This window comes from Roseovarius sp. (assembly GCF_030373445.1).
In the GTDB taxonomy this organism is placed as follows: Bacteria; Pseudomonadota; Alphaproteobacteria; order Rhodobacterales; family Rhodobacteraceae; genus Roseovarius.
Genome location: NZ_JAUCYU010000004.1, coordinates 188240 through 211401 on the forward strand (window position 1 = coordinate 188240; position 23162 = coordinate 211401).

General features: G+C 68.9%; 23 protein-coding genes and 1 tRNA gene. 12 read left to right on the plus strand and 12 right to left on the minus strand.

The window, feature by feature from the left end:
* Nucleotides 1-53 precede the first annotated feature (53 nt).
* The 3 genes from QUV18_RS09295 (at nt 54) to QUV18_RS09305 (ending at nt 2004) form a co-directional block, all read left to right on the plus strand.
* The gene (locus tag QUV18_RS09295) at nt 54-662 is read left to right on the plus strand and encodes a LysE family translocator (RefSeq protein ID WP_300893526.1); all 609 of its coding nucleotides are present in this window, start codon (nt 54-56) and stop codon (nt 660-662) included.
* Between the two features lie 119 nt (nt 663-781).
* Nucleotides 782-1396: a hypothetical protein gene (locus tag QUV18_RS09300; protein WP_300893528.1), complete on the plus strand. Its 615-nt coding sequence runs from the start codon at nt 782-784 to the stop codon at nt 1394-1396.
* Nucleotides 1393-2004: a class I SAM-dependent methyltransferase gene (locus tag QUV18_RS09305; RefSeq protein WP_300893530.1), complete on the plus strand. Its 612-nt coding sequence runs from the start codon at nt 1393-1395 to the stop codon at nt 2002-2004. Before QUV18_RS09300 ends, QUV18_RS09305 begins: the two co-directional genes overlap by 4 nt.
* Here the strand turns inward: QUV18_RS09305 and QUV18_RS09310 are convergent.
* Nucleotides 2001-2900: a DMT family transporter gene (locus tag QUV18_RS09310; RefSeq protein WP_300893532.1), complete on the minus strand. Its 900-nt coding sequence runs from the start codon at nt 2898-2900 to the stop codon at nt 2001-2003. The two genes, QUV18_RS09305 and QUV18_RS09310, sit on opposite strands and share 4 nt — an antisense overlap.
* A 159-nt stretch (nt 2901-3059) precedes the next feature.
* Between QUV18_RS09310 and QUV18_RS09315 the strand changes: the two genes are divergently transcribed.
* On the plus strand, nt 3060-4022 hold the full coding sequence (locus QUV18_RS09315) for an acetyl-CoA carboxylase carboxyltransferase subunit alpha (RefSeq protein ID WP_300893534.1): 963 nt from the start codon (nt 3060-3062) through the stop codon (nt 4020-4022).
* Nucleotides 4023-4064: 42 nt separating this feature from the next.
* A complete protein-coding gene (locus tag QUV18_RS09320; protein ID WP_300893536.1) occupies nt 4065-4436 on the plus strand; it encodes a VOC family protein in 372 nt (123 codons plus the stop codon).
* A gap of 683 nt (nt 4437-5119) precedes the next feature.
* Here the strand turns inward: QUV18_RS09320 and QUV18_RS09325 are convergent.
* Nucleotides 5120-5195: transfer RNA gene (locus QUV18_RS09325), tRNA-Ala, on the minus strand.
* 89 nt (nt 5196-5284) lie between these two features.
* Entirely contained in the window at nt 5285-5614 is a 330-nt protein-coding gene (locus tag QUV18_RS09330) for a TIGR02300 family protein (protein WP_300893538.1), read from the minus strand.
* A 117-nt stretch (nt 5615-5731) separates the two neighbouring features.
* On the opposite strand from QUV18_RS09330, the gene QUV18_RS09335 reads away from it, so the two are divergent.
* On the plus strand, nt 5732-6424 hold the full coding sequence (locus QUV18_RS09335; protein ID WP_300893540.1) for a SprT family zinc-dependent metalloprotease: 693 nt from the start codon (nt 5732-5734) through the stop codon (nt 6422-6424).
* Between the two features lie 32 nt (nt 6425-6456).
* Complete coding sequence (locus QUV18_RS09340; RefSeq protein WP_300893542.1) at nt 6457-7107, plus strand: GntR family transcriptional regulator; 651 nt, start codon at nt 6457-6459, stop codon at nt 7105-7107.
* Nucleotides 7108-7117: 10 nt separating this feature from the next.
* On the opposite strand, the gene QUV18_RS09345 is transcribed toward QUV18_RS09340, so the two are convergent.
* Nucleotides 7118-7723, minus strand: a complete 606-nt coding sequence (locus QUV18_RS09345) for a TetR/AcrR family transcriptional regulator (protein WP_300893544.1) — start codon at nt 7721-7723, stop codon at nt 7118-7120.
* A 96-nt stretch (nt 7724-7819) separates the two neighbouring features.
* Between QUV18_RS09345 and QUV18_RS09350 the strand changes: the two genes are divergently transcribed.
* Together QUV18_RS09350 and QUV18_RS09355 are read left to right on the plus strand one after the other, a co-directional pair.
* Nucleotides 7820-8257 carry an ABA4-like family protein gene (locus QUV18_RS09350; protein ID WP_300893546.1) on the plus strand — a complete coding sequence of 146 codons (438 nt, stop codon included), beginning with the start codon at nt 7820-7822 and terminating at the stop codon, nt 8255-8257.
* Between the two features lies 1 nt (nt 8258).
* A complete protein-coding gene (locus tag QUV18_RS09355; RefSeq protein WP_300893549.1) occupies nt 8259-9086 on the plus strand; it encodes a hypothetical protein in 828 nt (275 codons plus the stop codon).
* 7 nt (nt 9087-9093) lie between these two features.
* Here the strand turns inward: QUV18_RS09355 and QUV18_RS09360 are convergent, their stop codons facing one another.
* Nucleotides 9094-10242 (minus strand): MFS transporter, encoded by a 1149-nt coding sequence (locus tag QUV18_RS09360; RefSeq protein ID WP_300893550.1) that lies wholly within the window; start codon nt 10240-10242, stop codon nt 9094-9096.
* A 71-nt stretch (nt 10243-10313) separates the two neighbouring features.
* On the opposite strand from QUV18_RS09360, the gene QUV18_RS09365 reads away from it, so the two are divergent.
* Nucleotides 10314-10880: a helix-turn-helix transcriptional regulator gene (locus tag QUV18_RS09365; protein ID WP_300893551.1), complete on the plus strand. Its 567-nt coding sequence runs from the start codon at nt 10314-10316 to the stop codon at nt 10878-10880.
* Nucleotides 10881-10948: 68 nt separating this feature from the next.
* Here QUV18_RS09365 and smpB read toward each other — a convergent pair whose 3' ends face one another.
* Nucleotides 10949-11425, minus strand: a complete 477-nt coding sequence (gene smpB / locus QUV18_RS09370; RefSeq protein ID WP_300893552.1) for an SsrA-binding protein SmpB — start codon at nt 11423-11425, stop codon at nt 10949-10951.
* Nucleotides 11426-11646: 221 nt separating this feature from the next.
* Between smpB and glmM the strand changes: the two genes are divergently transcribed.
* Nucleotides 11647-12987 carry a phosphoglucosamine mutase gene (gene glmM / locus QUV18_RS09375; RefSeq protein WP_300893799.1) on the plus strand — a complete coding sequence of 447 codons (1341 nt, stop codon included), beginning with the start codon at nt 11647-11649 and terminating at the stop codon, nt 12985-12987.
* Between the two features lie 13 nt (nt 12988-13000).
* On the opposite strand, the gene QUV18_RS09380 is transcribed toward glmM, so the two are convergent.
* From QUV18_RS09380 to QUV18_RS09405, 6 genes are all read right to left on the minus strand, one after another.
* Nucleotides 13001-15997, minus strand: coding sequence for a calcium-binding protein (locus tag QUV18_RS09380; protein ID WP_300893553.1), 2997 nt, complete (start codon nt 15995-15997; stop codon nt 13001-13003).
* Nucleotides 15998-16137: 140 nt separating this feature from the next.
* Nucleotides 16138-16515 carry a hypothetical protein gene (locus tag QUV18_RS09385; protein WP_300893554.1) on the minus strand — a complete coding sequence of 126 codons (378 nt, stop codon included), beginning with the start codon at nt 16513-16515 and terminating at the stop codon, nt 16138-16140.
* Entirely contained in the window at nt 16512-16832 is a 321-nt protein-coding gene (locus QUV18_RS09390) for a hypothetical protein (protein WP_300893555.1), read from the minus strand. The genes QUV18_RS09385 and QUV18_RS09390 overlap by 4 nt, the downstream gene beginning before the upstream one ends.
* Before the next feature lie 11 nt (nt 16833-16843).
* Nucleotides 16844-17953 (minus strand): DUF2793 domain-containing protein, encoded by a 1110-nt coding sequence (locus QUV18_RS09395; protein ID WP_300893556.1) that lies wholly within the window; start codon nt 17951-17953, stop codon nt 16844-16846.
* A 79-nt stretch (nt 17954-18032) separates the two neighbouring features.
* Nucleotides 18033-19766 (minus strand): hydantoinase B/oxoprolinase family protein, encoded by a 1734-nt coding sequence (locus QUV18_RS09400; RefSeq protein WP_300893557.1) that lies wholly within the window; start codon nt 19764-19766, stop codon nt 18033-18035.
* A 169-nt stretch (nt 19767-19935) separates the two neighbouring features.
* The gene (locus tag QUV18_RS09405; RefSeq protein ID WP_300893558.1) at nt 19936-21993 is read right to left on the minus strand and encodes a hydantoinase/oxoprolinase family protein; all 2058 of its coding nucleotides are present in this window, start codon (nt 21991-21993) and stop codon (nt 19936-19938) included.
* Nucleotides 21994-22129: 136 nt separating this feature from the next.
* Between QUV18_RS09405 and mbfA the strand changes: the two genes are divergently transcribed.
* Nucleotides 22130-23107, plus strand: coding sequence for an iron exporter MbfA (mbfA, locus tag QUV18_RS09410; protein ID WP_300893559.1), 978 nt, complete (start codon nt 22130-22132; stop codon nt 23105-23107).
* The last annotated feature ends 55 nt before the right edge of the window (nt 23108-23162 follow it).

Genomic DNA, 23162 nt, shown 5'->3' on the forward strand with positions numbered 1-23162 from the left:
AGACGCAAAAGAAAGCAATTCAAATGCGCCGGTGACGGAATAGGTTTGCGTTCATGACACTCGAGATATTCACCGCCCTTGTCGCCTTTGCCTTCGTCACGGTCATGACGCCGGGGCCGAACAACCTGATGCTGATGGCCTCGGGGGCGAATTTCGGCTTCCGCCGGTCCGTGCCGCACATGATGGGCATCGGGATCGGGTTTCCGTCGATGGTTCTGCTGGTGGGCGTGGGGGTGATGCAGGTGTTCGACCTGTGGACGCCGAGCTACACCATCCTGAAGGTGCTGAGCGTGGGGTACCTGTTGTACCTGGCGTGGAAGATCGCGCATGCCGCCCCGCCGAAGGAGGCGGGTGTAGAGGTGGAGGGCAAGCCGCTGTCGTTCTTCCAGTCGGCGGCGTTCCAGTGGGTGAACCCGAAGGCGTGGAGCATGGCGTTGAGCGCCATCACGCTGTACGCGACCAGCCGGGACGTGACCGCGGTTCTGTGGGTCGCCGGGGTCTACGTGGTGGTGTCGGTGATCAGCACCACGGGCTGGACCGTGCTGGGCCAGCAGATGCGGCGGCTCTTGAAGAACCGGACACGGCTGCGGGTGTTCAACTGGACCATGGCGGTGCTGCTGGTGGTGACGCTGGTGCCGGTGTTGTGGCCTGCCTCGGCGTGAGGCGTTCGGCGCGGGCGTCGGGAATTTCGAGTATTTTGGCCAAGAAGAAGTCGGGTGTTTCGCGTCGGTGGCGCGGGGGTGCTTCTCGGGCCGGGCGGGCGCGTGCTATGGCGGTGGGTATGAGAGTGACGTTGCTGCATACGGCCGAGGGGCACCGGGCGCGGTTCGAGGCGCTGGGCGCGCGGGTTTCGCCGGGGGCGGAGCTGCGGCAGGAGGTCAGGGAGGATTGGCTGGCCCGGGCGCAGGGCGGCGTTTCGGCGGAGCTGGAGGCGGAGATCGCCGATGCGGTGGCCGGGGCGGAGGGCGTCGTGATCTGTACCTGCACGACGATCGGGCCCGCGGCGGAGAAGGCGGGCGCGATGCGGGTGGACTGGCCGATGATGCAGGCGGCGGCAAGGATCGGCGGGCCGGTGCTTCTGGTTTACGGGTTGGAGAGTACCTGGGGGCCGAGCCTTGGATTGCTGGAGCGGGCGCTGGCGGCAGAGGGGTGCGAGGCCGTGGTGCATCCGATGCCGTTGATGCGGTTCTGGCCGCTCTTCGAGGCGGGCGAGCAAGCGGCGTTTGACGCGGTGGTGGCCGGGGAGGTTCGGCAGGTGATCGGGAGCGGGCGGGAGATCGGCTGTGTGGTGCTGGCGCAGGTGTCGATGGCGGGCGCGGCGGAGCTGCTGGCGGACCTGGGCGTGCCGGTGCTGGCCTCGCCCGAGCTGGCGCTGCGGGCGGGGCTGGAGGCGTGAGCGACCTGGGTGAACTGGCGGGCCGGGTGCTGGAGGTCTACGAGCGGAACGCGGCAAGGTATGACCGGGAGCGGAGCCGGGTGCTGTTCGAGCGCGGGTGGCTGGACCGGTTCGCGGGGATGATCCCCGGGGGCGGCCGGGTGCTGGATGTCGGGTGCGGCACCGGGGCGCCGATGGCGGATTACCTGGCGGGGCTGGGGTTTGCCGTGACCGGCGTGGACGGCGCGGCGGCGATGATCGAAATCGCGCGGGCAAGGCGGCCGGAGGGCGACTGGCGCGTGGCGGATATGCGGGCGCTGTCACTGGAGGAGCGGTTCGACGGGGTGCTGGCGTGGGACAGTTTCTTTCACCTGACGCGGGACGAGCAGCGGCAGGTGGTGCCGCGGTTGTTGCGGCATTTGCGGCCGGGCGGGCCGCTGATGCTGACGGTGGGGCCGGGAGATGGCGAGGCGGAGGGCTGCGTGGGGGACGAGCCGATCTACCATGCGAGCCTTGAGGGGGAGGAGTATGCCAGCCTGTTGCATGAGGGTGGGGCGGAGGTCGTGGCCTACGTGCTGAACGACGAGACCTGCGGGGGGCACGGGATCCTGCTGGCGCGGAAGCTCTAGCGGCGGAGCGAGAGGATGCCGGCGGCGACGATCAGGGCCATGCCGGCCAGCGTGACCGGGCCGGGGATGTCGGCGAAGAAGATCACGCCCCAGACCACGGCGAAGCCCACGTATGCGAAATCGAACGTGCCGATGACCGAGGAGGGCCCGGCCTGGTAGGCGATGGCGGTGCCGACGCTGCCGATGATGATGGAGAGCGCGAGGATCGCCATGGCGCCCCAGTTGGCCGGGGTCATGGCGGCCCAGGGGGCGGAGAGGAAGCCGGAACTGGTTTGAGGCAGGAGGAGGGTGGCCAGCCCGCCCGCCACCACGAAGGCGATGTTGAGGGCGAGGGCCAGCATCATCGGGTGCTCGCCGCGGCATTTCGTGCGGGTGAAGATCATCGCCGCGGCGTAGAGCATGGCGGCGAGGAGGGGGAGGAGGGCGTAGGCGCTGAAATGGCCGGCGTCGGGGCGGAGGATCAGCAGGACCCCGGCGAAGCCGAGGGCGACCGCGAGCCAGCCCAGCGGCGGGATGCGGTCGCGGGCGGCGAGCGCCGAGAAGAGGGTGATGAAGAGCGGCAGGGTGTAGTAGGCCGCCGCCGCGATGGCGAGCGGCAGGTGCGGAAGCGAGGCGTAGTAGGCGACCCACATGGTGACGAGGAGCGCGCTGCGCAGGGCTGTCCAGCCCGGCGCGGCGGGGCGGGTGAGGGCGGCGGGGAACCAGAGGGCGAGCACGCCCAGCAGCAGGGGCAGGGCGAGGGCCGACCGGAGGGTGAAGATCTGCCAGAGCGGGAAGCTCGACGACGTGAGCTTGATGATGGCGTCGCCCAGCGACAGGCCCAGCACGGTAAAGACGATGGTGCCCACGGCGAGGGGCAGGTTGTCGGGCCGGTGCGGGGTGGCGGGGGCGGTCACGGGCGGGCTCCTGTCGTATCGGGGGCAGCTTAGCCGGTGAGGGCGTGGCCGCAAGGCGGTGGCGCGGGGGTGCTGACAGCCCCTGTCGGGGTGTCGATTTGTTTGCAAATCCACCCTTCAGCCGCCATATACGGGCACGACAGTACGGGAGCGACGTGGATGACCAATTACCTCGACTTCGAAAAGCCGCTGGCCGAGATCGAAGGCAAGGCCGAAGAGCTTCGGGCGATGGCGCGGGCGAACGAGGATATGGATGTCACGGAAGAGGCCGGGGCGCTGGACAAGAAGGCGGCCACGATGCTTCAGGACCTGTACAAGGGCCTGACGCCCTGGCGGAAATGCCAGGTGGCGCGGCACCCCGACCGGCCGCATTGCCGCGATTACATCAAGGCGCTGTTCCACGAGTACACGCCGCTGGCGGGCGACCGGAATTTCGCCGACGACCAGGCGGTGATGGGCGGGCTGGCGCGGTTCAACGACCGGCCGGTGATGGTGATCGGGCACGAGAAGGGCAACGACACCAAGAGCCGGATCCAGCGGAATTTCGGCATGGCGCGGCCCGAGGGCTATCGCAAGGCGATCCGGCTGATGGAGATGGCGGACAGGTTCAACCTGCCGGTGATCACGCTGGTGGACACGCCCGGCGCCTATCCCGGCAAGGGGGCCGAGGAGCGGGGCCAGTCGGAGGCGATTGCAAGGGCGACGGAGACCTGCCTGCAGATCGGCGTCCCGCTGGTGAGCGTGATCATCGGCGAGGGCGGTTCCGGCGGGGCGGTGGCGTTTGCCAGTGCGAACCGCGTGGCGATGCTGGAGCATTCGGTCTACTCGGTGATCAGCCCCGAGGGCTGTGCCTCGATCCTGTGGAAGGATGCCGAGAAGATGCGGGAGGCGGCGGAGGCGCTGCGGCTGACGGCGCAGGACCTGCACAAGCTGGGCGTGACCGACCGGATCATACCCGAGCCGCTGGGGGGCGCGCACCGCGATCCGCCGAAGACGATCAAGGCGGTGGGCGAGACCATCGAGGGGCTGCTGGGCGAGCTGTCGGAGAAGTCCCGCAAGGCGCTGGTGAAGGCGCGGCGGGACAAGTTCCTGGCGATGGGCAGCAAGGGGCTGGCGGCCTGACGACGGCGGGGCGCCGACCCGGAGGCTTGAGGGATGGCGGCCATGTTCGACCACGTGACGCTTGGTGTTTCGGATCTCGAGGCGGCGCGGCGGTTCTATGACCGGCTGATGCCGGTGCTGGGCCTGCCGCTGTTGTGGGCCAACGAAACGATGCTGACCTACGGGATCGAAGGCGGGCAGGATTTCGGCCTGCAGCAGGACGAGGGCGCCGCCCGCCACGGCACGCATGTGGCGTTCAGCGCGCCTGACCGGGAGAGCGTCGATAGGTTTCATTCCGAAGGGCTGGCCGGCGGCGGACGGGATGCCGGCGCCCCCGGTCTGCGGCCGGAATACCAGGGGTCCTACTACGCCGCGTTCCTTGCCGATCCCGATGGCAACCGGCTTGAGGCGGTGTTCCACGCGCCCGCCGAATGACTGGCCGGGGCGCCTCTCGCATCTTATCCGGAGGGTGGGTCCTGGATGTATCCGGACATGTCAGGCGACTACGCCAGCCTCGAAGACCGTGAAGCGGCCGCCCGCAGGGAGATACCCTGACTTGCCGGTCACTGACCTTTGAAGGGGTGGGGCCGGGTCACGACGTGCTGCCTTCGGCGCAGCGGAGTATCGTTAGACATCAGCGATGCAAGCTCGGCCCTGCGGCAGGATTGCCTCTTTCGTCGGAAAGGTTTGCCTCTCCCGCGTCGCGTCGCGTCGCGTGCGTTAAAATCCGAAGCTGTCGTTCAGGCAGCACGCGGCGAAGGGCGGGTTGGAGCCCAAAGCTGACCTGACAACGAAGCGCGTGCGCGGAACAAAGGGCTTTAGCCCGCCGCGCATCGACGGGCCGTACCGACGGCACGGCGATTTGGCAAATGGAGTGCCACGCTCGTTGGTCGGATGTACGTCGCAACTATAAAGTGGCAACTACCACCGTCGGTTCGCCGCACCACGGCCCGTCGATGCGCGGCTTCGCACCGTCGGGATTCAATGACCGCTCCGTCCGCACTTCAGACGCCGGACGTTATCGCGGCTCACGGCCGCTTCGGGGCTGGCCGTCCTGTCGGATGCCATTTCCCTGACGAGACAGGCCAACCTGACTGTTGCTTTCCAAAGGGGAAGTTTGGTGGAGCCTAGGGGGATCGAACCCCTGACCTCTTGCATGCCATGCAAGCGCTCTCCCAGCTGAGCTAAGGCCCCGTACCTGTCCGGACTGTCGGGTCCGGCAATTGCCGCTATCTAGGCAAAGCGCCGGGCGGGATCAAGTGGAAAATCCCGCCCCTGCGCCATCAGTTCTCGTTGTCTTCGTCCGACACGTCGGCGATGTCGTCGAGCGAAACGTTGTCGTCGTCGTCGTCGTCATCGAGCACGTCATCGCCCAGATCGACATCGACATCATCATCATCGTCCAGCACGTCCGAATCCACGTCGTTGCTGCCGGATTTCATCTTCTTCGTCTCCGCGTCCTCCGCGTCGGCGGTGATCGACCGGCTCTTGCCGGTTTCCAGTTCCACCACTTCGCCGGTATACGGGCTGACGATCGGGTTCTTGTTCAGGTCGTAGAACCGCTTGCCGGTGGTCGGGCAGACGCGCTTTACGCCCCATTCTTCCTTGGGCATGGGTGATCCCTCTTGAAACTCTCTGGTCTTGCAGACAATCCGCGCCACCTGCCATAAGTCCGGTGAGGTGTCAAAGGCTTTGAACCGGCCTGCGCGAAAAGCTTGTGTCGAGGGCATATGGGCCATCACGTCCTTCCCGGCAACCCCCCGGTTGCCCTGATTCTGCGCCGCTCTGCCCGGGCCCGGCGGATTTCGCTGCGCGTCTCGGGCGTTGACGGGCGGGTGACGCTGACCCTGCCGCGCGGCGTGGCCGAGCGGAAGGCGCTGGAATTCGCCGAGGAAAAGGCCGGATGGCTGCGCAAGCAGCTGAGCCAGAGGCCCGACGAGGTGCTGGTGGGGCTGGGTGCCGAGCTGCCCTTCGCGGGCACCCCTGTCCGAATCGTCGCGGGCCAGGGCCGCAGCGTTCGTGCCGAGGGCGACGCCCTGCATGTGCCCGGCGCGCCCGAAGACGTGCCCGCCCGCCTTCGGGCGTGGCTCAAGGCGCAGGCGCGCGACCGGCTGGCCGAGGCCTCGGACCGCTATGCCGCGGCGCTGGGCCGGCCGTACAGCCGCCTGACCCTGCGCGACACGCGCTCGCGCTGGGGGTCGTGCTCGCATAATGGCGGGCTGATGTATTCCTGGCGGCTGATCCTTGCCCCCGGGGACGTGCTCGACTACGTCGCCGCGCACGAGGTCGCGCACCTGGCCGAGATGAACCATTCCCGCGCCTTCTGGGACACGGTCGACCGCCTCAAACCGGGCTACGGGCCCGCCCGCCGCTGGCTGCGCGACAACGGGTCCACCCTTCACCGCTACCGGTTTGGCGATTGACGAGGGGCGCGCGCGTGATCACAAATACCGACATGTTGATCACACCCCGCCCCGATCCGGCGCCCAGTTCCGCCCATGACCGTGTCTACCGGGGCCTGCGGACCCGCATCATGCATGGCGAACTGCCGCCCGGCCACGCGCTGACCCTGCGGGGGCTGGCCGCCGAGTACGACGTGTCGATGACCCCGGCGCGCGAGGCGATCCGCCGGCTTTCCGCCGAGGGGGCGCTGACCGTGTCGAGTTCGGGCCGGGTGACCACGCCCGAGCTTGGCAACGAGCGGATCGAGGAACTGGCCGCCCTGCGCGCGCTGCTCGAGGTGGAGCTCGCCAGCCGTGCCCTGCCGCGCGCCCATATCGCGCTTATCGACCGGTTACAGTCGATCAACGGCCACATCGCCGAGATGACGGCGCGGCATGACGCGGTGGGCTATATCCGCCGTAACCTGGAGTTTCACCGCACGCTGTACCTGCGCGCGCAGGCGCCGGCGATGCTGGCGATGGCCGAGACGGTCTGGCTTCAGCTGGGCCCGACGATGCGGGCGCTTTACGGACGGCTGCAGCGCAAGGACCCGCCGCATTATCACCGGCTGATCATCGCGGCGCTGAAGGCGGGGGACGAGCCCGGGCTGCGCCTTGCCGTGCGCTCGGACGTGACGCAGGGGCTGAAGATGCTGCTGGCCTGACCGCGCGGCGTCAGGTCATGACCCGCAGGAGCACCTGCCGGAAGAACCGCTCGCGCGCCGGCCCGGCCATCGCCTGTACCGCCTTCATCCGTCCGGCGAGCAGCAGGTCGGCAAAGCCGTGCACCATGCTCCACGCCGCCATCACGTCTGCCATCGCCGTCTCGTCTTCGTAGGGCGAAATACCGCGCAGCCGCGCGACGTCGTCGACGAGGTGCTGGAAGGCGGCCTGTGCCGCCTCCTCGAACGCCGCGTCGGGCACGTCCTTGATGCGGTCGGAGCCGAACATAAGCCGGAAGAGCGCCGGTGCGCCTTCGGCGAATTCCACGTAGCCCAGCCCCGAGCCGAGGAACATCTCGCGCGGGTCATCCCCGGCCTCCGCCTGCCGCCGGCGCATCGCCGCAAGGAACCGCCGGAACCCGTCGGCTGCCATCGCCCGGAGCAACCCGCCGGCATCGCCGAAGTGATGCGCCGGGGCGGAATGGCTGACCCCCACCTTCCGTGCCACCTGCCGAAGCGAGAAGCCCTCGACGCCGGTGTCGGCCAGCACTTCCTCGCCCGCGGCGATGAGCGCGGCGCGCAGGTCACCATGATGATAGCTGTCCCGTTTCCCGGCCATGTTCCGCCCTCCGTCACCTCGTCGAGCAAGATTATCTTGACAGCGTCCAGATAGCAACCTACCCCTAATCTTGTCACTGTCCAGATGGAGGCTCGCATGACCCCCGACACGCTCTTTTCCCTTGCCAACCCGCTGGCCATGCTCGGCTGGCTGGCGCTCGCCCTTTCCCCGCTGGCCCCCCGTATCGCGCAGGCCGTCTCGGGCCTGGCCCTCCCGGCGCTTCTGTCGCTGGCCTATGGCGCCATCATCCTCGCCTACTGGTCCGGGGCCGAGGGCGGGTTCGACACGCTCAAAAACGTCACGTTGCTGTTCCAGTCTCCGTGGATCGTCCTGGCGGGCTGGCTGCATTACCTCGCCTTCGACCTGTTCGTCGGCGCGTGGGAGGTGCGAACGGCCCGGCGCGAGGGCATTGCCCATGTCCTCGTCATCCCCTGCCTTGGGTTGACCTTCCTGTTCGGGCCGGTGGGCCTTGTCCTTTTCCTCGCCCTCCGCGCCGCCCGCGCGGTGACCCGGCCCCAACCGAAAGCCGCCTGAGATGAGTGATGCAACCGCCCTTCCCGTGCGTGGCCTGCCCCACGGAATTTTCACCGCCGAGCCGCGCTTTGCCGCCACCGGCCTGTTTCTCGGCCTGTCGCTGGCCCTGACCGTGCCGGCGATGCTGCTGGATCCGCGGCTGTTCCAGGGAGAGGCGATCTGGATCAAGCCGGTGAAGTTCCAGGTGGCGTTGTGCGTCTACATGCTGACGCTGGCCTTCTATGCCCGCTGGCTGCCCGAGGGGGTCACCCGCCGCCCGGCCTATCGCGTCTTCTCGGTCGTGGTGGTGGCGGCGGTCCTGCTGGAAACCCTGTGGATCGGCGGCGCGGCGATGTTCGGTACCGCCTCGCATTTCAACACCGAGATCCCGGCGATGGCGGTGCTTTACATGGTCATGGGCGCGTTGGCGGTCACGCTGACCTCGGCCTCGCTGGTCTACGGGCTGGCGATCGGGCGCAACGCGGCGGCGGGCCTGTCGCCGGCGCTGCGGCTCTCCATCGCGCTCGGGCTGATCCTGACCTTCGCGCTGACCGTGCCCGTTGCCGGTACGCTTTCGGCGATGAACGGGCACCTGGTGGGCGATCCGGTGACCGGTGCGGCGCTGCCGCTGATGGGCTGGTCGCGCGAGGTGGGAGACCTGCGGGTGGCGCATTTCTTCGCCACCCACGCGATGCATTTCCTTCCGCTGGCCGGGCTTGGCTGCGCGGCGCTGCTGTCGCCCTTGGCGGCGCGCCGGGCGGTGCAGGTGACGGCGGGCCTGTTGGTTGCCGTCACCCTTGCCACGTTCGTGCAGGCGCTGGCCGGGTTGCCGTTGCTGCCGGTGTTCTAGGCCGGTCTCAGCGGGGCAGGCTGCGGGACTCCAGGGCGGAGAGGAGCAGCAGCGGGATCAGGGACAGGGCGAGGCCGAAGCCCGCCGCGGACAGCCAGCCGGCGTGGGAGACGACCGCCGCGTAGGCCGGCGGGCCGAGGAGGGAGCCGGCCGCCCCCGCCTGGGCCAGGGCGCCGTTGGCGGGGCCGAGCCCGCCGGGCCCGGCGAAGCGGGGGATGGAGCCGAAGGCCAATGGCGGGAAGAGGCCCGCCAGCAGGTTGAGCGCGAGAAAGAGCGCGGCGCTGGTGCCGGGGGAAGTGGCCGGGTGGAAGATGCCGAAGAGCAGGACGGCGGGCAGGAGCAGGCCGAGGGTGAGAAGCGGCAGGGAGAACCGCAGGGGATAGCGGCGCGAGAGCCAGAGCGGCAGCGCGATGCCGGCGATGGTGAGGAAGCCGCCGAGCCCGGTGACGAGGCCGGCCAGCCCTGGTGTCGCGCCTTTCTGCGAGATCAGGAATTCCGGCATCAGGGCGAGGATGCCCACGTGGAAGCAGGTGAAGCCGCCGAAGCCCGCCGCAAGGACGAGCGAGGCGCCGGAGGGGCGGAAGGCGGTGATCGGGGCGGTCGGTTTTGCATCGGACCTGAGGCGGGGCGCGCAGAGCCAGAGGGCGGCCCCCGCCAGCGCCCAGAAGAGCAGCACGCCGCGCCAGCCAAGCGGGGCGGCCAGCGCGCCCGACAGGACTGTGCCGAGGCCGAGCCCGGCCGGGAAGAACGTGCTCCAGACCACGAGGGCCGTGCCGGGGGAGAGGCGTTGCGCCTCGCGCGCCATCAGCACCGGGGCGGAGACGATGACCGCGAGGTAGCCGGCGCTTTCCGCGACGCGCGCGGCGGTGAGCCAGGGGCCGGTGGGGGCCAGCGCCTCGCCCAGGCTGCCGGCAGCAAGGAGGGCAAGGCCCAGCGACAGGGTGCGCCATTCGCCGCAGCGCGCCGCGATGCCGGCGGCAGGCGCGCCGAAGAGCGCCCCGCCCAGTTCGATCAGCGAGATGACGATGGCGCCGGCCAGCAGCGACAGGCCGAGCTCGGGCGAGATCAGTGGCATGAGCAGGGGCATCTTGCCCATCTGCGCCGCCGCCAGGAGGCCGGTCAGGTAGATCCAGGTTTCACGTCGTCCGAGCAGCATTGCGGCACCTCCGTGAGGCCGCGATAGATGGCGCTTGCCGCGGGCGCGAGGCATAAGATATTCCAGACACCATGGACGAGACCCCTGTCATGCCGCCGCGATGCCGGAACGACCTGGGGCGCGGGCTCAGGACGTGGCGCGCGCTGCACCGGGTGAAGCAGAGCCATGCGGCGGAGTTGCTCGGCGTGTCGCAGCCGCAGATCTCGCGCTGGGAGCGGGGCGAGCAGCGGCCCGGCGGGGCGGAGGCGCGGGCGCTGGCCGACCTGCTGGCGGCGCGGCTGACCGGGGCGGCGGACCGGCGGCTGGGACAGTTCGTGCGGGACAGCGCGGCGCCGGTGCATCTTGTCTGTGATTTGACCCACCGGCTGCTGGCCTTCTCGGGGGCGCGGGCGCGGAGTTTCCGGCGCCCGCCGGAGGAGCTTGACGGGGCGCTGTTGTGGGAATGCGCCAGCGCCGAGATCGTGGCGGCGGAGGGCCGGCTGGAAAGCGCGGGCTGGTACGACATGGCGGCGCCGGTGATGGCGTTCCGGACGAGCGGACGGGCGAGCCGCCTGCTGGAGATCCGCGAGGGACCGATGGCGTGGACGCGGTTCCGGCTGTCGGATGGCAGCCACGCGCGGTTGGTGGAGACATTGTGAGGCGGTAAGGGGCCGAAATCTTTAAAAGATTTCGGGTCGATTTCTTTTGAAGAAATCGGGCCCCTGCCTCAGCCGTGTTCTTTCAGGAGGCGCTGTTTCTGGCGGTTCCAGTCGCGCTTGGCCGCGGTTTCGCGCTTGTCGTGGGTCTTCTTGCCCTTGGCGATGCCGATCTTGAGCTTGGCGATGCCGCGATGGTTGAAATACATCACCAGCGGCACCAGCGTCATGCCCTTGCGCTGGGTCTCGTTCCAGAGGCGGGCGAGTTCCTTCTTCGAGGCCAGCAGCTTGCGCTTGCGGCGTTCGTCGTGCTGGAAGGTCTTGGCCTGTTCGTAGGGCGCGATGTAGGCGTTCACCAGCCAGAGCTCGCCCTCCTCGACCATGGCGTAGCTTTCGGCGATGTTCGACGAGCCCTGGCGCAGGGATTTCACCTCGGAGCCTTCGAGGATGATGCCGCATTCGAGGTCTTCCTCGATGGCATAGTCGAACCGGGCGCGCCGGTTCTCGGCCACCACCTTGTAGTTCGGGTTGTCCTTCGGTTTGGCCATGGGGCGGTCCTCTGGGCGTCTGTCGTGATGCCGGAAGGATGCAATATAGGGCATGGGGGCGCGGGAGGAAAGGCGGGGGTTCGCCGATCGGGGGCCGGATGGGGGAGGAATGCCACAGGATTGTCGCGAGCCGTGATTGGACAGGCCCCGGCACAGGGGATAAGGAGGTAAAAATGAGCGCCGGCGCGACAGGCCGGGCGCGTGACGAGGAAGTGGAAGACATGTCGGAAAAGCTGTTCGGAACCGATGGTGTGCGGGGAGAGGCCAACAGCTGGCCGATGACGGCCGAGATGGCGCTGCAACTGGGCGCCGCGGCGGGCCGGTTCTTTCGCCGGGACCAGAACGAGCACCGGGTGGTGATCGGCAAGGACACGCGGCGGTCGGGCTACATGATCGAGTATGCGCTGACGGCGGGGTTCACCTCGACCGGCATGGACGTGTTCCTTCTGGGCCCGGTGCCGACGCCGGCGATCGGGTACCTGACCCACGGGCTGCGGGCCGATGTGGGGGTGATGATCTCGGCCAGCCACAACCCGGCGCGTGACAATGGCATCAAGCTGTTCGGGCCGGACGGGTTCAAGCTGTCGGACGAGGCCGAGGCGGGCATCGAGGAGATGATGCAGAACGGCGTGCCGCTGTCGAAGCCCGACAATATCGGCCGGGCGAAGCGGTTCGAGGACGCGCGCGGGCGCTACGTGGAATATGCCAAGACGACCTTCCCCTATCGCAAGCGGCTGGACGGCTTGCGGGTGGTGGTGGATTGCGCCCATGGCGCGGCCTATCGCACGGCGCCGAGCGTGCTTTGGGAGCTGGGCGCCGAGGTGATCCCGATCGGGGTGGAGCCCAACGGGTACAACATCAACGACGGTTGCGGCTCGACCCATCCGGAGGCGGCGGCGCAGAAGGTGTTGGAGACGCGGGCGGATATCGGTATCTGCCTTGACGGCGATGCCGACCGGGTGGTGCTGGTGGATGAAAAGGGGCAGGTGGCGGACGGCGACCAGATCATGGCGCTGATCGCCACGCGCTGGGCCGAGGACGGGCGGCTGGCGGGCAACACGCTGGTGGCGACGGTGATGTCGAACCTCGGGCTGGAACGGCATCTCAATGCCAGGGGCATCGACCTGAAGCGGACCGCGGTGGGCGACCGGTATGTTGTCGAGGAGATGCGCGCCGGGGGCTACACGCTGGGCGGCGAGCAGTCGGGGCATATCGTGATGACGGATTATGCCACGACCGGCGACGGGCTGATCGGGGCGTTGCAGTTCCTGGGCTGCATGGTCGAGACCGGCAAGCCGGCGAGCGAGCTGGCAAGGGTGTTCGAGCCGGTGCCGCAGAAGCTGGTGAACGTGCGCTACAAGCAGGGGGCGCAGCCACTGTCGGCCGAGGCCGTGCAGGAGGCGATTGCCAAGGCCGAGACGCGGCTGGGCAATGACGGGCGGCTCTTGATCCGCAAGTCGGGGACCGAGCCGCTGATCCGGGTGATGGCCGAGGCGGTCGAGCCCACGCTGCTGGACGATGTTCTCAACAGCGTGGTCGACGCGGTGCAGGCGGCGAGCTGACCCGGCGCGCGCGTCAGCCGAAGATCAGCGCATCGTCGAGCCGGTTCAGGTTGTGGAAATCCTCGAGCAGGATGGTATCGCCATTGCCCATGTCGAGCACGATGCCGTCGGGCGTGTCGCGGGCGTAGGCGGTGACGAAGGCGCTTTTGCTCATGCCGGCGTCTCTCCAGCCGCTGTCGAGCTGCAGCCGGTCTTCGGCAGGGTCGAAATCGGTGATGACGTCTGCGTCGCCCCCCGGCCGGAAGACGAAGGTGTCGGCGCCCGTGCCGCCGGTCAGGGTGTCGTCGCCGCTGTTGCCGTTGAGGTAATCGGCGTCGGCGCCGCCGCGGATCAGGTCGTCGCCATGCCCGCCGGAGATCGTGTCGCGGCCGATGGCGCCGTCGATCCGGTCGTTGCCCCTGTTGCCGTTGATCCGGTCGTGGCCCTCGTCGCCGTTCATGACGTCATGACCGGTGCCGCCGTGAAGCTGGTCTGACGAGGTGCCGCCGTTCATGACATCGTTGCCGCTGCCGCCGCGCAGCTCGTCGCGGCCGTGGTCGCCGGTCATGGTGTCGTTGCCGCGGGCGCCAGTCAGGAGGTCGTTGTCGCGCCCGCCGGTGATCTCGTCATGGCCGTGGCCGCCCGACAGGGTGTCTTGGCCGTGCGAACCCTCGAGCCTGTCGGCATCGCGGCCGCCCTCCAGCCGGTCGTTGCCGCCGCCGCCATAGAGGACATCGGTGCCCGCGCCGCCATCGAGCCGGTCATCGCCCCGGTTCCCGGTCATGGTGTCGTTGCCGTCGTCGCCCTGCAGGGTATCGTTGCCGTCCTGCCCGCGAAGCCTGTCGTCGCCGGCGCCGCCGATGAGGCTGTCGGCGTCCGCGCCGCCATAGAAGGAGTCGCGCCCGGAGCCGCCGACGAGCGTATCGCGGCCATCCTCGCCCCAGAGCGTGTCGTGGCCGATATCGCCGGCCAGGTGATCGTGACCCGCGCCACCGTAGAGATGGTCGTTGCCGGGGTCGCCGAGCAGCGTGTCGTTGCCCTCGTCGCCGTGGATCGTGTCGTGGCCCCTGTCGCCCAGGGCGACGTCGTTCCCGGTGCCGCCGTGAATCGCGTCGTGGAACTCGCCGCCGTCCATCGTGTCGTTGCCGCTCGAGCCGAGCAGCGTGTCGGCGCCGTCGCCCCCGTCGAGCCGGTCGTCATCGGCGCCGCCGTCGAGCCGGTCGTCGCCGAGATCGCCATGCAGCGTGTCGTTGCCCTGGCTGCCGCTGAGGGTGTCGTTGTCCCCCTGGCCGTACATCCTGTCATTGCCGCTGTGGCCGACGAGGCGGTCATCGTCGCTGCCGCCCTGGATGGTATCGTCGCCCTCGCCGCCAAAGAGACGGTCGCGGCCACGACCGCCGCGCAGGTTGTCGCTTCCGCCCATGCCCATGATGCTGTCATCGCCGCGCCCGCCGATCAGGGAATCGGCGCCGTCCTGCCCTTCGAGCGTGTCGTTGCCGTGACCGCCGACGATCGTGTCCGAGCCCCAGTCACCGCGCAGCATGTCGGGCCCGTCGGTGCCCTCGAGGTCGAGGGTGGGGGCGGAGAAGCTGCGGTTGATCTTCACCTCGACCGCGGCGCGCACCGCCTCGGGGTCGAGCGGCTGGCCGTTGGCGCTGCGCAGGATGATGGTCTCGCCGCGATGGGTGATGCGGGCGCCGTAGGAGGTGCTGACGATCTCGAGCCGCGAGACGTCGTAGAGGAAGGGCAGGCCCGAGAGATCGAGAATGTCCTGGGCGGGGTTGAAGCCGATGACCGTGTCGGTCTGACCATCGGCGGTGAACACGTAGCGGTCGGCGCCGCCGCGCCCTTCCAGCCTGTCGGTGCCGGTGCCGTCGAAGAGGATATCGTTCTGCCCGGTGCCGGTGAGGGTGTCGTTGCCGTTGTCGGCGACGAGGACGATGCCCTGTTGCGACAGGTCGGCGCGGAGCACGGCGATGCCGGTGTCTTCCTCGGTCGCGGCGAAGACCTGTAGCTCGTCGCCGACGACGGCGAATTCGAGCGCGGTCACGTCGCCGAGCGGGGCCTGGAGCGTGCCTTCGAAACTGTCGATATGGACGAGCCGCCCGTCGGGGGTCATCTCGAACAGCGTGACGCCGCCGTCGCCGCCGGCGGCGACGACGTAGGTGTGTCCGTCATGGGTGAGGGTCGCCACCTTCTGGACGTTGCAGAAGCGCGACTCGCGGGTGTCGAGCACGTGGTCGGTGGGGGTCAGCCCGCCCTGGGCGTCGAGCTGCATGACGCTGAGCGCGCCGGATTCGCCGTTCGAGGGTTCGGAGGCGACGATCACGAAGCTGCCCTGTGCCGTCGTGACGATGGCGATGTCGGTGGGCACCATGATGCCAAGGCCCTGGGCCGGGCCGACGCTGTCGCCGGCGCGGGCCGAGCTGGCGCCGATGGTGTAGGCCGTGACGCCGTGTTCGGACTGGCTGGCGACCACCACGATATCGGTGCCGGCAATGCGCGTGGCGGCCGCGGCGGAGATGGCGTCGGCATGGGTCGCGGAGGTGTCGGCGACGGTGTAACCCTGCCCGAGGGCCGAGCCGCCCATGGCGTGTACCGAGAAGCCCGACTGCCCCGGATCGGCGAGCAGGATATCCCCTCCTTCGGTGATCGCCGCCACGGCCGGGGCCGCGCCGATATCGGCGCCGCCAAGGATCGCGCGACCGCCGAGATCGCCGCCGGTGCCGAGGGTGTAGCGCAGGATGCCGTCCTGGCTAAACCCGGTGGCGTAGACGCGGATGGCGCCGCCGGAGTCGGTGACAAGCAGGTCATGGCCGGCGCCGCTGACCTGGCCGGTATTGTAATGGACCTGGTCGCCGCGCTGGGGCAGCAGGTCTTCGCGAAGCCGGAAGGTCGCGAGCCCGCCCGCGGGCCCCGAGACCGACACCAGCACCGGGCCGTTCGGGCCGTTGACGTATCGAAGATCGCTGATCGCCGTATCCAGTGCGACCTGTCCGGCCGAGATCTTGCCCCTCAGTTGCAGTTCCATTCTGCTCACCCCTTGTTCCACCGCCGGCAGGGATGGCGCGGGATGTGGTGCCGAAGCGGGATGGCAATGGGGCGAGACCGTGAAAAACCCGTCGAAATTAATTCGACGGGTTGGCTATTTCCGTTCCGTTTACCTTCGCATCAGAACCGGTCCGCCAGTTCAGCGAGGCCGTCGGGTGGGGCGGGCCAGTGGGCGTCGGCGGCCGGCGGATGAGAGGGGTCGCCCGCAACCGCGGCGCAGGCCGCCCGCATGGCCGCGATCCAGACCTGCATCTGGTGGATCGTGTCGACATCCCCGTCGCGGAGCGTGGGGGTTGCGACCTGTTCCTCGCCAAGTTCGCCATGCGGGCCCGTGTCGCGGACGAGCATCGCCTGGACGAGATTCATCTGCGTGGCCGCGTCGACGACCGCCAGGATCCGGCGGCGGCATTCCTCTTTCGAGGCCAGGGCCCGTGCCTCGGCTACGCGGCGCGCCTTGTCGTCGGCGGTTACCAGTTTCGTGAGGTCGATGTTGCTCATGCTGCGCCCTCCTTCCGGGTGTCGTGGGGTGGCAGGTGCACCGGCCCGTCCGCCGTGAGCGAGAGCGGCGCGGGAAAGCGTGTCTCATCGGGCGCCCCGGGGCCGTGAGGCAGGATGAGCGGCACCGTGAGGACGCCGTTCGCGTCCCGCGCGACCGGGCCCGCGATCCAGTCGGAGTTGATCGCTTCCCCCGGGAGAGTGGCGCCGTTCGGAACGGTCGAGAAGTCGAACGCCTCGCCGTCGATCGTGAGGGTGTCGCCGGTTCTGACCAGCGTATACCGGCCCTCCCGGCGCATGGGTGAGAATGTGATGTTCATGTCGTTCCTCCTTAGAACCAGCGGCCAACCGTCATGTAGGTCATCTTTTCCGAGTCGGATGCCGGGTCTGTCGATGTGCCCGGCGTGAGAAGGTTGACGGCCAGCTGACCTGTATTTGCATTGGCGTAGACCGAGCCGATGTTCCTCAGTTCCAGCGCGACGTTCACGTTGTTGATGACATTGCCAAGCATCGCCGCCACGATCGAGTTCGTCTGGTGGGCGGCGGGCAGGGGGAATGTCTGCAGGGTGCCGTCGGTCACGTCGACGGCGATCTTTCCGCAGCAGATCTGCGTGCCGTCGGCAAAGCGCACGTAATCGCCGTTGGCATTGCTGCCCCGTTCGATGACCGCCCCGGTCGGTGTGCCGCCGGATTGCGCCACGGTGCCCAGCAGGTTGCCGGGCCCGAAGCCGTAATCGGCGCGCATGAGGCGGCCGGTGGTGATGTCGGTGGGCGATTGCTGGACCGCGTCGCCGGTGAGCTGGAAATCGGTTTCGATCTGCTGGGTCGCCGGGTCGGCGCGCAGGGCGTCGTGCCACGTGCTGCCGTCGTCGCTGAGCTTGATGGAAAAGGCGGTGTCGCCGGCGAGGCCCATCTCGGCGTGGCCGGTAAAGCCTGACTGGAAGAGCAGAGAGGCGGTGTCGGTGCCGGCGGCCTTGTTGATCTTCAGCTGGTGACCCGCGCCCTCGTGGGTGAGGAGCGTGGCGGCGGAGGCGACGGCGAGGCGGTTGGTGCCGTCGGAGGCGGTGTTGATGCCGACGCCGTCGAGGTTGTTCAGGTCGGGGAGGATCTCGGCCCAGTCGCTGCCGTCGAAGACCTTGAACTGTTCGGTCGCCTTGTCCCAGGCGCGCCAGCCAACTTGTGGATCGATGAAGAGCCACGCCTCGGTGATGCGCAGCGCCAGCTTGTTCGGCTCTCCGGCCCAGTCGTCGGTCGGGCCGGGGCCGATGGCGTAGAGCGTGCCGGTGACGGGCTCGAAGGGCGGGGTGTTGGCGCCGGTCTCTTCCAGCGCCGCCTGCACGAGGCCGTCGAGCACCTGGAGCGCCTCGTTATGGGTGACGTGTTTCTGCGCCTGGGACGGCTGGATCAGCGGCAGGTCGAGGCGCGCGGTGATGTCGGACATATCGGCTCCTTGGTTAAGAAGCCGGCGGTCTAGGGTACGGTGCGTTAACGGGTATTGAGAGGACCGTGCGTTGCGCGGCTCAGGCGCCGCGCCTGGAGGTGGTTGCGGCGGTGTCGACGTCACCATCGGGCGAGAGGACGACGCCGAAGAGGGATTCGGCCTGTTCCGTCGTGTAGCGGCCCAGCGCAACGTCCCGCGCGACGAGCGCGGGGTCGCGGGTGAGCGGATCGCCGTATCCGCCGCCGCCGGGGGTTTTCACGCGGACGCGGTCGCCGGGGGCGAGGGGGATGTCCTGTTCCTTGGAGAGGTGTTCGGGGACGTAGGCCGTGCCGCCGCGCCAGACGGTGACCTCGTTGGGCGCGCCATCGGCGCCGCCGAGCACGCCCTGGGGGCCGAAGCGGCCGTGATCCATGACGAAGCTGGCCTTGGCATCGCCGCGGCGGAGCTCGAGCTCGTAATCGAGGCCGAAGCCGCCGCGCATCTGCCCCGCCCCGCCAGAGCCTTCGCGCAGGGCGTAGCGGTGGTAGAGGACGGGGAAGGCCTGTTCCATGATTTCCACCGGCGGGGCCTTGGAGATCCCGATGGTGGAACAGCCGTTGGTGATGCCGTCGCCCCCCGCATAGCCGCCATAGCCGCCGCCGGAGAGCTGGTACATGACGAAGTCGCGGCCCTTCGCCGGATCGTGGCCGCCGAGGGCGAAGTTGCCGGAGGTTCCGGCGGGGGCGGCGGTGACGCGGTCGGGCAGCGCCTCGACGAGGGCGGCGAAAACGGCTTCAGCGATGCGTTGGGAGACTTCGGCGGCGCAGCCCGAGACGGGGCGGGGGTACTGGGCGTCGAGGAAGGTGCCCTCGATGCCGGTGATGGTGAAGGGCTCGAAGGCGCCGGCGCTGATCGGGACCTCGGGGAAGATGTGGCGCATGGCGAGGTAGACGGAGGAGAGGGTCGTGGCGCGGACGGAGTTCATCGGCCCGGCGCAGGGGGCGCTGGAGCCGGTGAAGTCGAAGGTGAGCTGGTCGTCCTGGCGGGTGACGGCAAGGCGGATGGCGAGGGGTTCGTTGACCACGCCGTCGCTGTCGACCCAGGCGGTGGATTGGTGCGTGCCCTCGGGGATGTCGGCGATGAAGCTGCGCATTTGCGCAGCGGCGCGTTTGCGGAGCTCGGCGATGGCCTGCGAGACGGTGGCGTCGCCGTAGCGGTCGAGCAGCGCGTCGAGCCGGGCGGCGCCGAGATCGAGGGCGGCGGCCTGGGCCTTGACGTCGCCGATGCGCTGGTCGGCGACGCGGATGTTGGAGCAGATGATGGCGTAGATCTCGTCGTCGAGCTTTCCCTTCTTGAAGAGCTTGACGGGCGGCAGGCGCAGGCCCTCCTGTTCCACCGCCGTGGCGGAGGCGGAGAAGCCGCCGGGCACCGCGCCGCCTGTGTCGGGCCAGTGGCCGGTGTTGGAAAGCCAGCACCAGAGCTGGCCGTCGCGGTAATAGGGGCGGGCGAAGCGCACATCCATCAGGTGGGTGCCGCCGAGATAGGGGTCGTTGACGATGTAGATGTCGCCGGGCTCGGGGGCGCCGGCGCGGCCCTCGCGGATCATCCGGATGAGGGTGCGGGTGGAGTATTGCATGGTGCCGACGAAGACCGGCAGGCCGCCCGCGCCTTGGGCGATGAGCGCGCCGTCGGTGGCGTCGTAGATGCCGTCGGAGCGGTCGTTGGCCTCGGCGATGACGGGGGAGAAGGCGGCGCGGGAGAAGCTAAGATCCATCTCGTCGCAGACCTGTTGCAGGCCGGCCTGGATGACGGAGAGGGTGATGGGGTCGATCATGCGGCTCGTCCCGGGTTCGTTTCGTGGTGCGAGGCCCCGGCTCGGGGGCCGGGGCGGGTATTGCCTGGTATCGGACAAGGCGCATTTCCCGTCCCGGGCTTGACCCGGGACCTCTTTTCCTGCGCCGGTCGGGGCCCCGGCTCAGGACCGGGGCGGGTGTGTGTTGGGGTCATGTTGGCGCCCCCACGTGGAGGATGATGTTGCCGTGCTCGTCGCCCTTGGCGGTGTCTCCGGGTTCAATGAGCAGGGTCGTGTCCATCTGCTGGATGATGGCCGGGCCTTCGAGGGAGGCGTCGAGGGGGAGGTGGTCGCGCCAGTAGACGGGGGTGTCGTGGATGTCGCTGCCGAAGCGGACGGGGCGGGTGCCGGTCTGGGCTTCGGCGAGGGTGGGTTTGCGGCCCGACGGGTCGATCAGGGTGGAGAGGTCGAGGGGCACGCGGGCGCCGATGACGGAGCAGTTGGCGTTGACCACGTTGGCGCGGATTTCGGAAAGCTCGACGCGGAAGCGGCGGAAATAGGCGATCTCGAAAAGCTCGCGAAGGCTGGCGTTGTCGATCTCCGGCGTCTCAAGGTCTACGCGGAGGAGGTGGGTCTGGCCGACGAATTGCATGTCGACGCTGTAGAGATGGCGGAGGTCGCGGATTTCGACGCGCTCCTTGGCGATGAGGCGTTCGCCCTCGGCTTTCTGGGCGGCGAAGATGTCGGCGAGCTGGGTGTCGGCCAAGGCATCGACGGGGGTGTTGATGGTTTGCACGAAGTCGTGGCGGAGGTCGGCGACGACGCAGCCGATGGCGTTGGTGATGCCGGGGCGGCTGGGCACGAGGACGCGGGGGACGCCGAGTTCGCGGGCGAGCGCCGCGGCGTGGAGCGGGCCGGCGCCGCCGAAGGCAAAGAGGGCGAAGTCGCGCGGGTCGGCGCCGAGGGAAAGGGAGACCATGCGGATGGCGCCGGCCATGGTGGTGTTGGCAAGCTGCACGACGGCTTGCGCGGCTTCGTGGGCAGTGAGGCCGAGGGGACGGCCCAGGCGTTCGGCGAAGATCTCTTCGACGGTTTCGAGGGTGACGCCGCCCTTGACCGCGAGGCGGCCGGGGTCGAGCCGGCCGAGGAGGAGGTTGGCGTCGGAGATTGTGGGCTCGGTGCCGCCGCGGCCGTAGCAGATGGGTCCGGGGTCGGCGCCGGCGCTTTGAGGGCCGACTTCCAATAGGCCGGCGGCGTTGACGCGCGCGATGGAGCCGCCGCCCGCGCCGACGGTGCGCACGTCGACCATCGGCACGTGGATCGGCATGGCGTACTCGATCTCGATCTCGTTCGATACGGCGGGTTCGGCGCCGCGTACGAGGGCCACGTCGGTCGAGGTGCCGCCCATGTCGTAGGTCAAGAGGTCGGGCATGCCGGCGATGCGGCCGGTATAGGCGGCGGCCATCACGCCCGAGGCGGGGCCGGACATGACGGTCTTTGCCGCCTCGCGCGCCACGAAACGGGAGGAGACCATGCCGCCATTGCCGTTCATCACCAGCACGTCGCGGTCGTACCCGCCCTCGGCGAGGCTTTCGGTGAGGCGGCGGAGGTAGCGGTCGAGGATGGGCTGGACGCTGGCGTTGACGGCGGCAGTGACGCCACGCTCGAATTCACGGGATTCCTGCAGGATGGCGTGGCCGAGGGTGATGTGGCTGTTGGGCCAGATCTCGGCCAGCACGGCGCCGGCGCGCTGTTCATGGGCGGGGTTGGCGTAGGAGTGGAGGAAGTGGACGACGACGGCCTCGCACCCGGCGTCGAGCAGGGTTCGGGCGGCGGCGCGCAGGGCGGTTTCGTCGAGGGGGGTGACGACTTGGCCTGCGGCATCGGTGCGCTCGGGCACTTCGAGTCGGAGGTCGCGGGGGATAAGGGGGGTGAATTGCCCGGTCATGCCGTAGGCCTGTGGCCGTGTGCGGCGGCCGAGTTCGAGCACGTCGCGGAAACCTTGCGTGGTGATGAGGCCCGTGCGGCTGAGCTTGCGCTCGAGGACGGCGTTGGTGGTGGTCGTGGTGCCGTGCACGATGAGGTCGAGCGCGGCGAGCTCGCATTCTGCCGAGGCGAGCGCGTTCATCACGCCGAAGGCCTGGTTGTCGGGCGTGCTGGGCACCTTGGCGATGCGCACGGCGCCGGTCGCCTGGTCGAGCTGCAATAGGTCGGTGAACGTGCCGCCCACGTCGATGCCCGCCACCAGCCCGGACCGTTCCTGTGCCATCTGCCCTGATACCCCTGTGCCTGTCGGATGCGAGCGTTGTCGAGGCTTGGGGAAAAGTCAACGCGGCGGGTTTCGGGCCTTGATCCTGCGGCCGGGCCGTATAGTTTAGAATTGTTCTAATTCGAAAGGCTGTCACATGATTCCCGGAATGTCCTCCCGCCGCCGGTTTTCGGAGCTGAGCGAACAGGAAATCCTCGCCCTCGCCATATCCTCGGAAGAGGATGACGGGCGCATCTACCGGAGCTACGCCGAGATGCTGCGGGAGGATTACCCGGATACCGCCCGCGTCTTCGACGGGATGGCGGAAGAGGAGGATGGCCACCGCAAGGCGCTGATAGAGCTGCACCGCAAGCGCTTCGGCGAGGTCATCCCGCTCATTCGGCGCGAGCACGTGGCGGGGTATTACGCGCGGCGGCCGGTGTGGCTGGTGGAGAACCTCGGGATCGAGCGGATCCGCGAGGAAGCCGAGGCGATGGAGCGGGATGCGGAGGCGTTCTACCTCAAGGCGGCGGCCAACACGACGGATGCGGACACGCGGAAGCTGTTGGGTGATCTTGCAGCGGCGGAGGCGGGGCACCAGGACCGGGCCGGCGAGCTTGAGCAGGAACATCTCGACGAGGACGCCCGCGCCACCGAATCGCGCACCGCGCGGCGGCAGTTCGTGCTGACATGGGTGCAGCCCGGGCTGGCCGGGCTGATGGACGGGTCGGTTTCGACGCTGGCGCCGATCTTTGCCACGGCCTTTGCCACGCAGGATACGTGGACCACTTTCCTTGTCGGGCTGGCCGCCAGCGTGGGGGCGGGGATTTCCATGGGCTTCACCGAGGCCGCCAGCGACGATGGCGAGCTGTCGGGCCGGGGCAGCCCGGTGAAGCGCGGCATCGCCAGCGGGGTGATGACCACGGTGGGCGGGCTGGGCCACGCGCTGCCTTACCTGATCCCGGATTTCTGGACCGCGACGATCATCGCCTTCATCGTGGTGTTCGTGGAGCTGTGGGCGATCGCGTGGATCCAGAACCGGTACATGGAGACGCCGTTCTTCCGGGCGGCGTTCCAGGTGGTGCTGGGCGGCGCGCTGGTGTTCGCGGCCGGGGTGCTGATCGGGAGCGGGTAGAGGGGGCTGTCTGCCCCCTCCTGGCCTGCGGCCAGTTCACCCCCGAGGATATTGC

Coding starts and splice junctions, on each gene's coding strand:
- QUV18_RS09295 (WP_300893526.1), top strand. CDS start 54: ATGACACTCGAGATATTCACCGCCCTTGTCGCCTTTGCCTTCGTCACG.
- QUV18_RS09300 (WP_300893528.1), top strand. CDS start 782: ATGAGAGTGACGTTGCTGCATACGGCCGAGGGGCACCGGGCGCGGTTC.
- QUV18_RS09315 (WP_300893534.1), top strand. CDS start 3,060: ATGACCAATTACCTCGACTTCGAAAAGCCGCTGGCCGAGATCGAAGGC.
- QUV18_RS09320 (WP_300893536.1), top strand. CDS start 4,065: ATGTTCGACCACGTGACGCTTGGTGTTTCGGATCTCGAGGCGGCGCGG.
- QUV18_RS09330 (WP_300893538.1), bottom strand. CDS start 5,614: ATGCCCAAGGAAGAATGGGGCGTAAAGCGCGTCTGCCCGACCACCGGC.
- QUV18_RS09335 (WP_300893540.1), top strand. CDS start 5,732: ATGGGCCATCACGTCCTTCCCGGCAACCCCCCGGTTGCCCTGATTCTG.
- QUV18_RS09340 (WP_300893542.1), top strand. CDS start 6,457: ATGTTGATCACACCCCGCCCCGATCCGGCGCCCAGTTCCGCCCATGAC.
- QUV18_RS09345 (WP_300893544.1), bottom strand. CDS start 7,723: ATGGCCGGGAAACGGGACAGCTATCATCATGGTGACCTGCGCGCCGCG.
- QUV18_RS09350 (WP_300893546.1), top strand. CDS start 7,820: ATGACCCCCGACACGCTCTTTTCCCTTGCCAACCCGCTGGCCATGCTC.
- QUV18_RS09355 (WP_300893549.1), top strand. CDS start 8,259: ATGAGTGATGCAACCGCCCTTCCCGTGCGTGGCCTGCCCCACGGAATT.
- QUV18_RS09360 (WP_300893550.1), bottom strand. CDS start 10,242: ATGCTGCTCGGACGACGTGAAACCTGGATCTACCTGACCGGCCTCCTG.
- QUV18_RS09365 (WP_300893551.1), top strand. CDS start 10,314: ATGGACGAGACCCCTGTCATGCCGCCGCGATGCCGGAACGACCTGGGG.
- smpB (WP_300893552.1), bottom strand. CDS start 11,425: ATGGCCAAACCGAAGGACAACCCGAACTACAAGGTGGTGGCCGAGAAC.
- glmM (WP_300893799.1), top strand. CDS start 11,647: ATGTCGGAAAAGCTGTTCGGAACCGATGGTGTGCGGGGAGAGGCCAAC.
- QUV18_RS09380 (WP_300893553.1), bottom strand. CDS start 15,997: ATGGAACTGCAACTGAGGGGCAAGATCTCGGCCGGACAGGTCGCACTG.
- QUV18_RS09385 (WP_300893554.1), bottom strand. CDS start 16,515: ATGAGCAACATCGACCTCACGAAACTGGTAACCGCCGACGACAAGGCG.
- QUV18_RS09390 (WP_300893555.1), bottom strand. CDS start 16,832: ATGAACATCACATTCTCACCCATGCGCCGGGAGGGCCGGTATACGCTG.
- QUV18_RS09395 (WP_300893556.1), bottom strand. CDS start 17,953: ATGTCCGACATCACCGCGCGCCTCGACCTGCCGCTGATCCAGCCGTCC.
- QUV18_RS09400 (WP_300893557.1), bottom strand. CDS start 19,766: ATGATCGACCCCATCACCCTCTCCGTCATCCAGGCCGGCCTGCAACAG.
- QUV18_RS09405 (WP_300893558.1), bottom strand. CDS start 21,993: ATGGCACAGGAACGGTCCGGGCTGGTGGCGGGCATCGACGTGGGCGGC.
- mbfA (WP_300893559.1), top strand. CDS start 22,130: ATGATTCCCGGAATGTCCTCCCGCCGCCGGTTTTCGGAGCTGAGCGAA.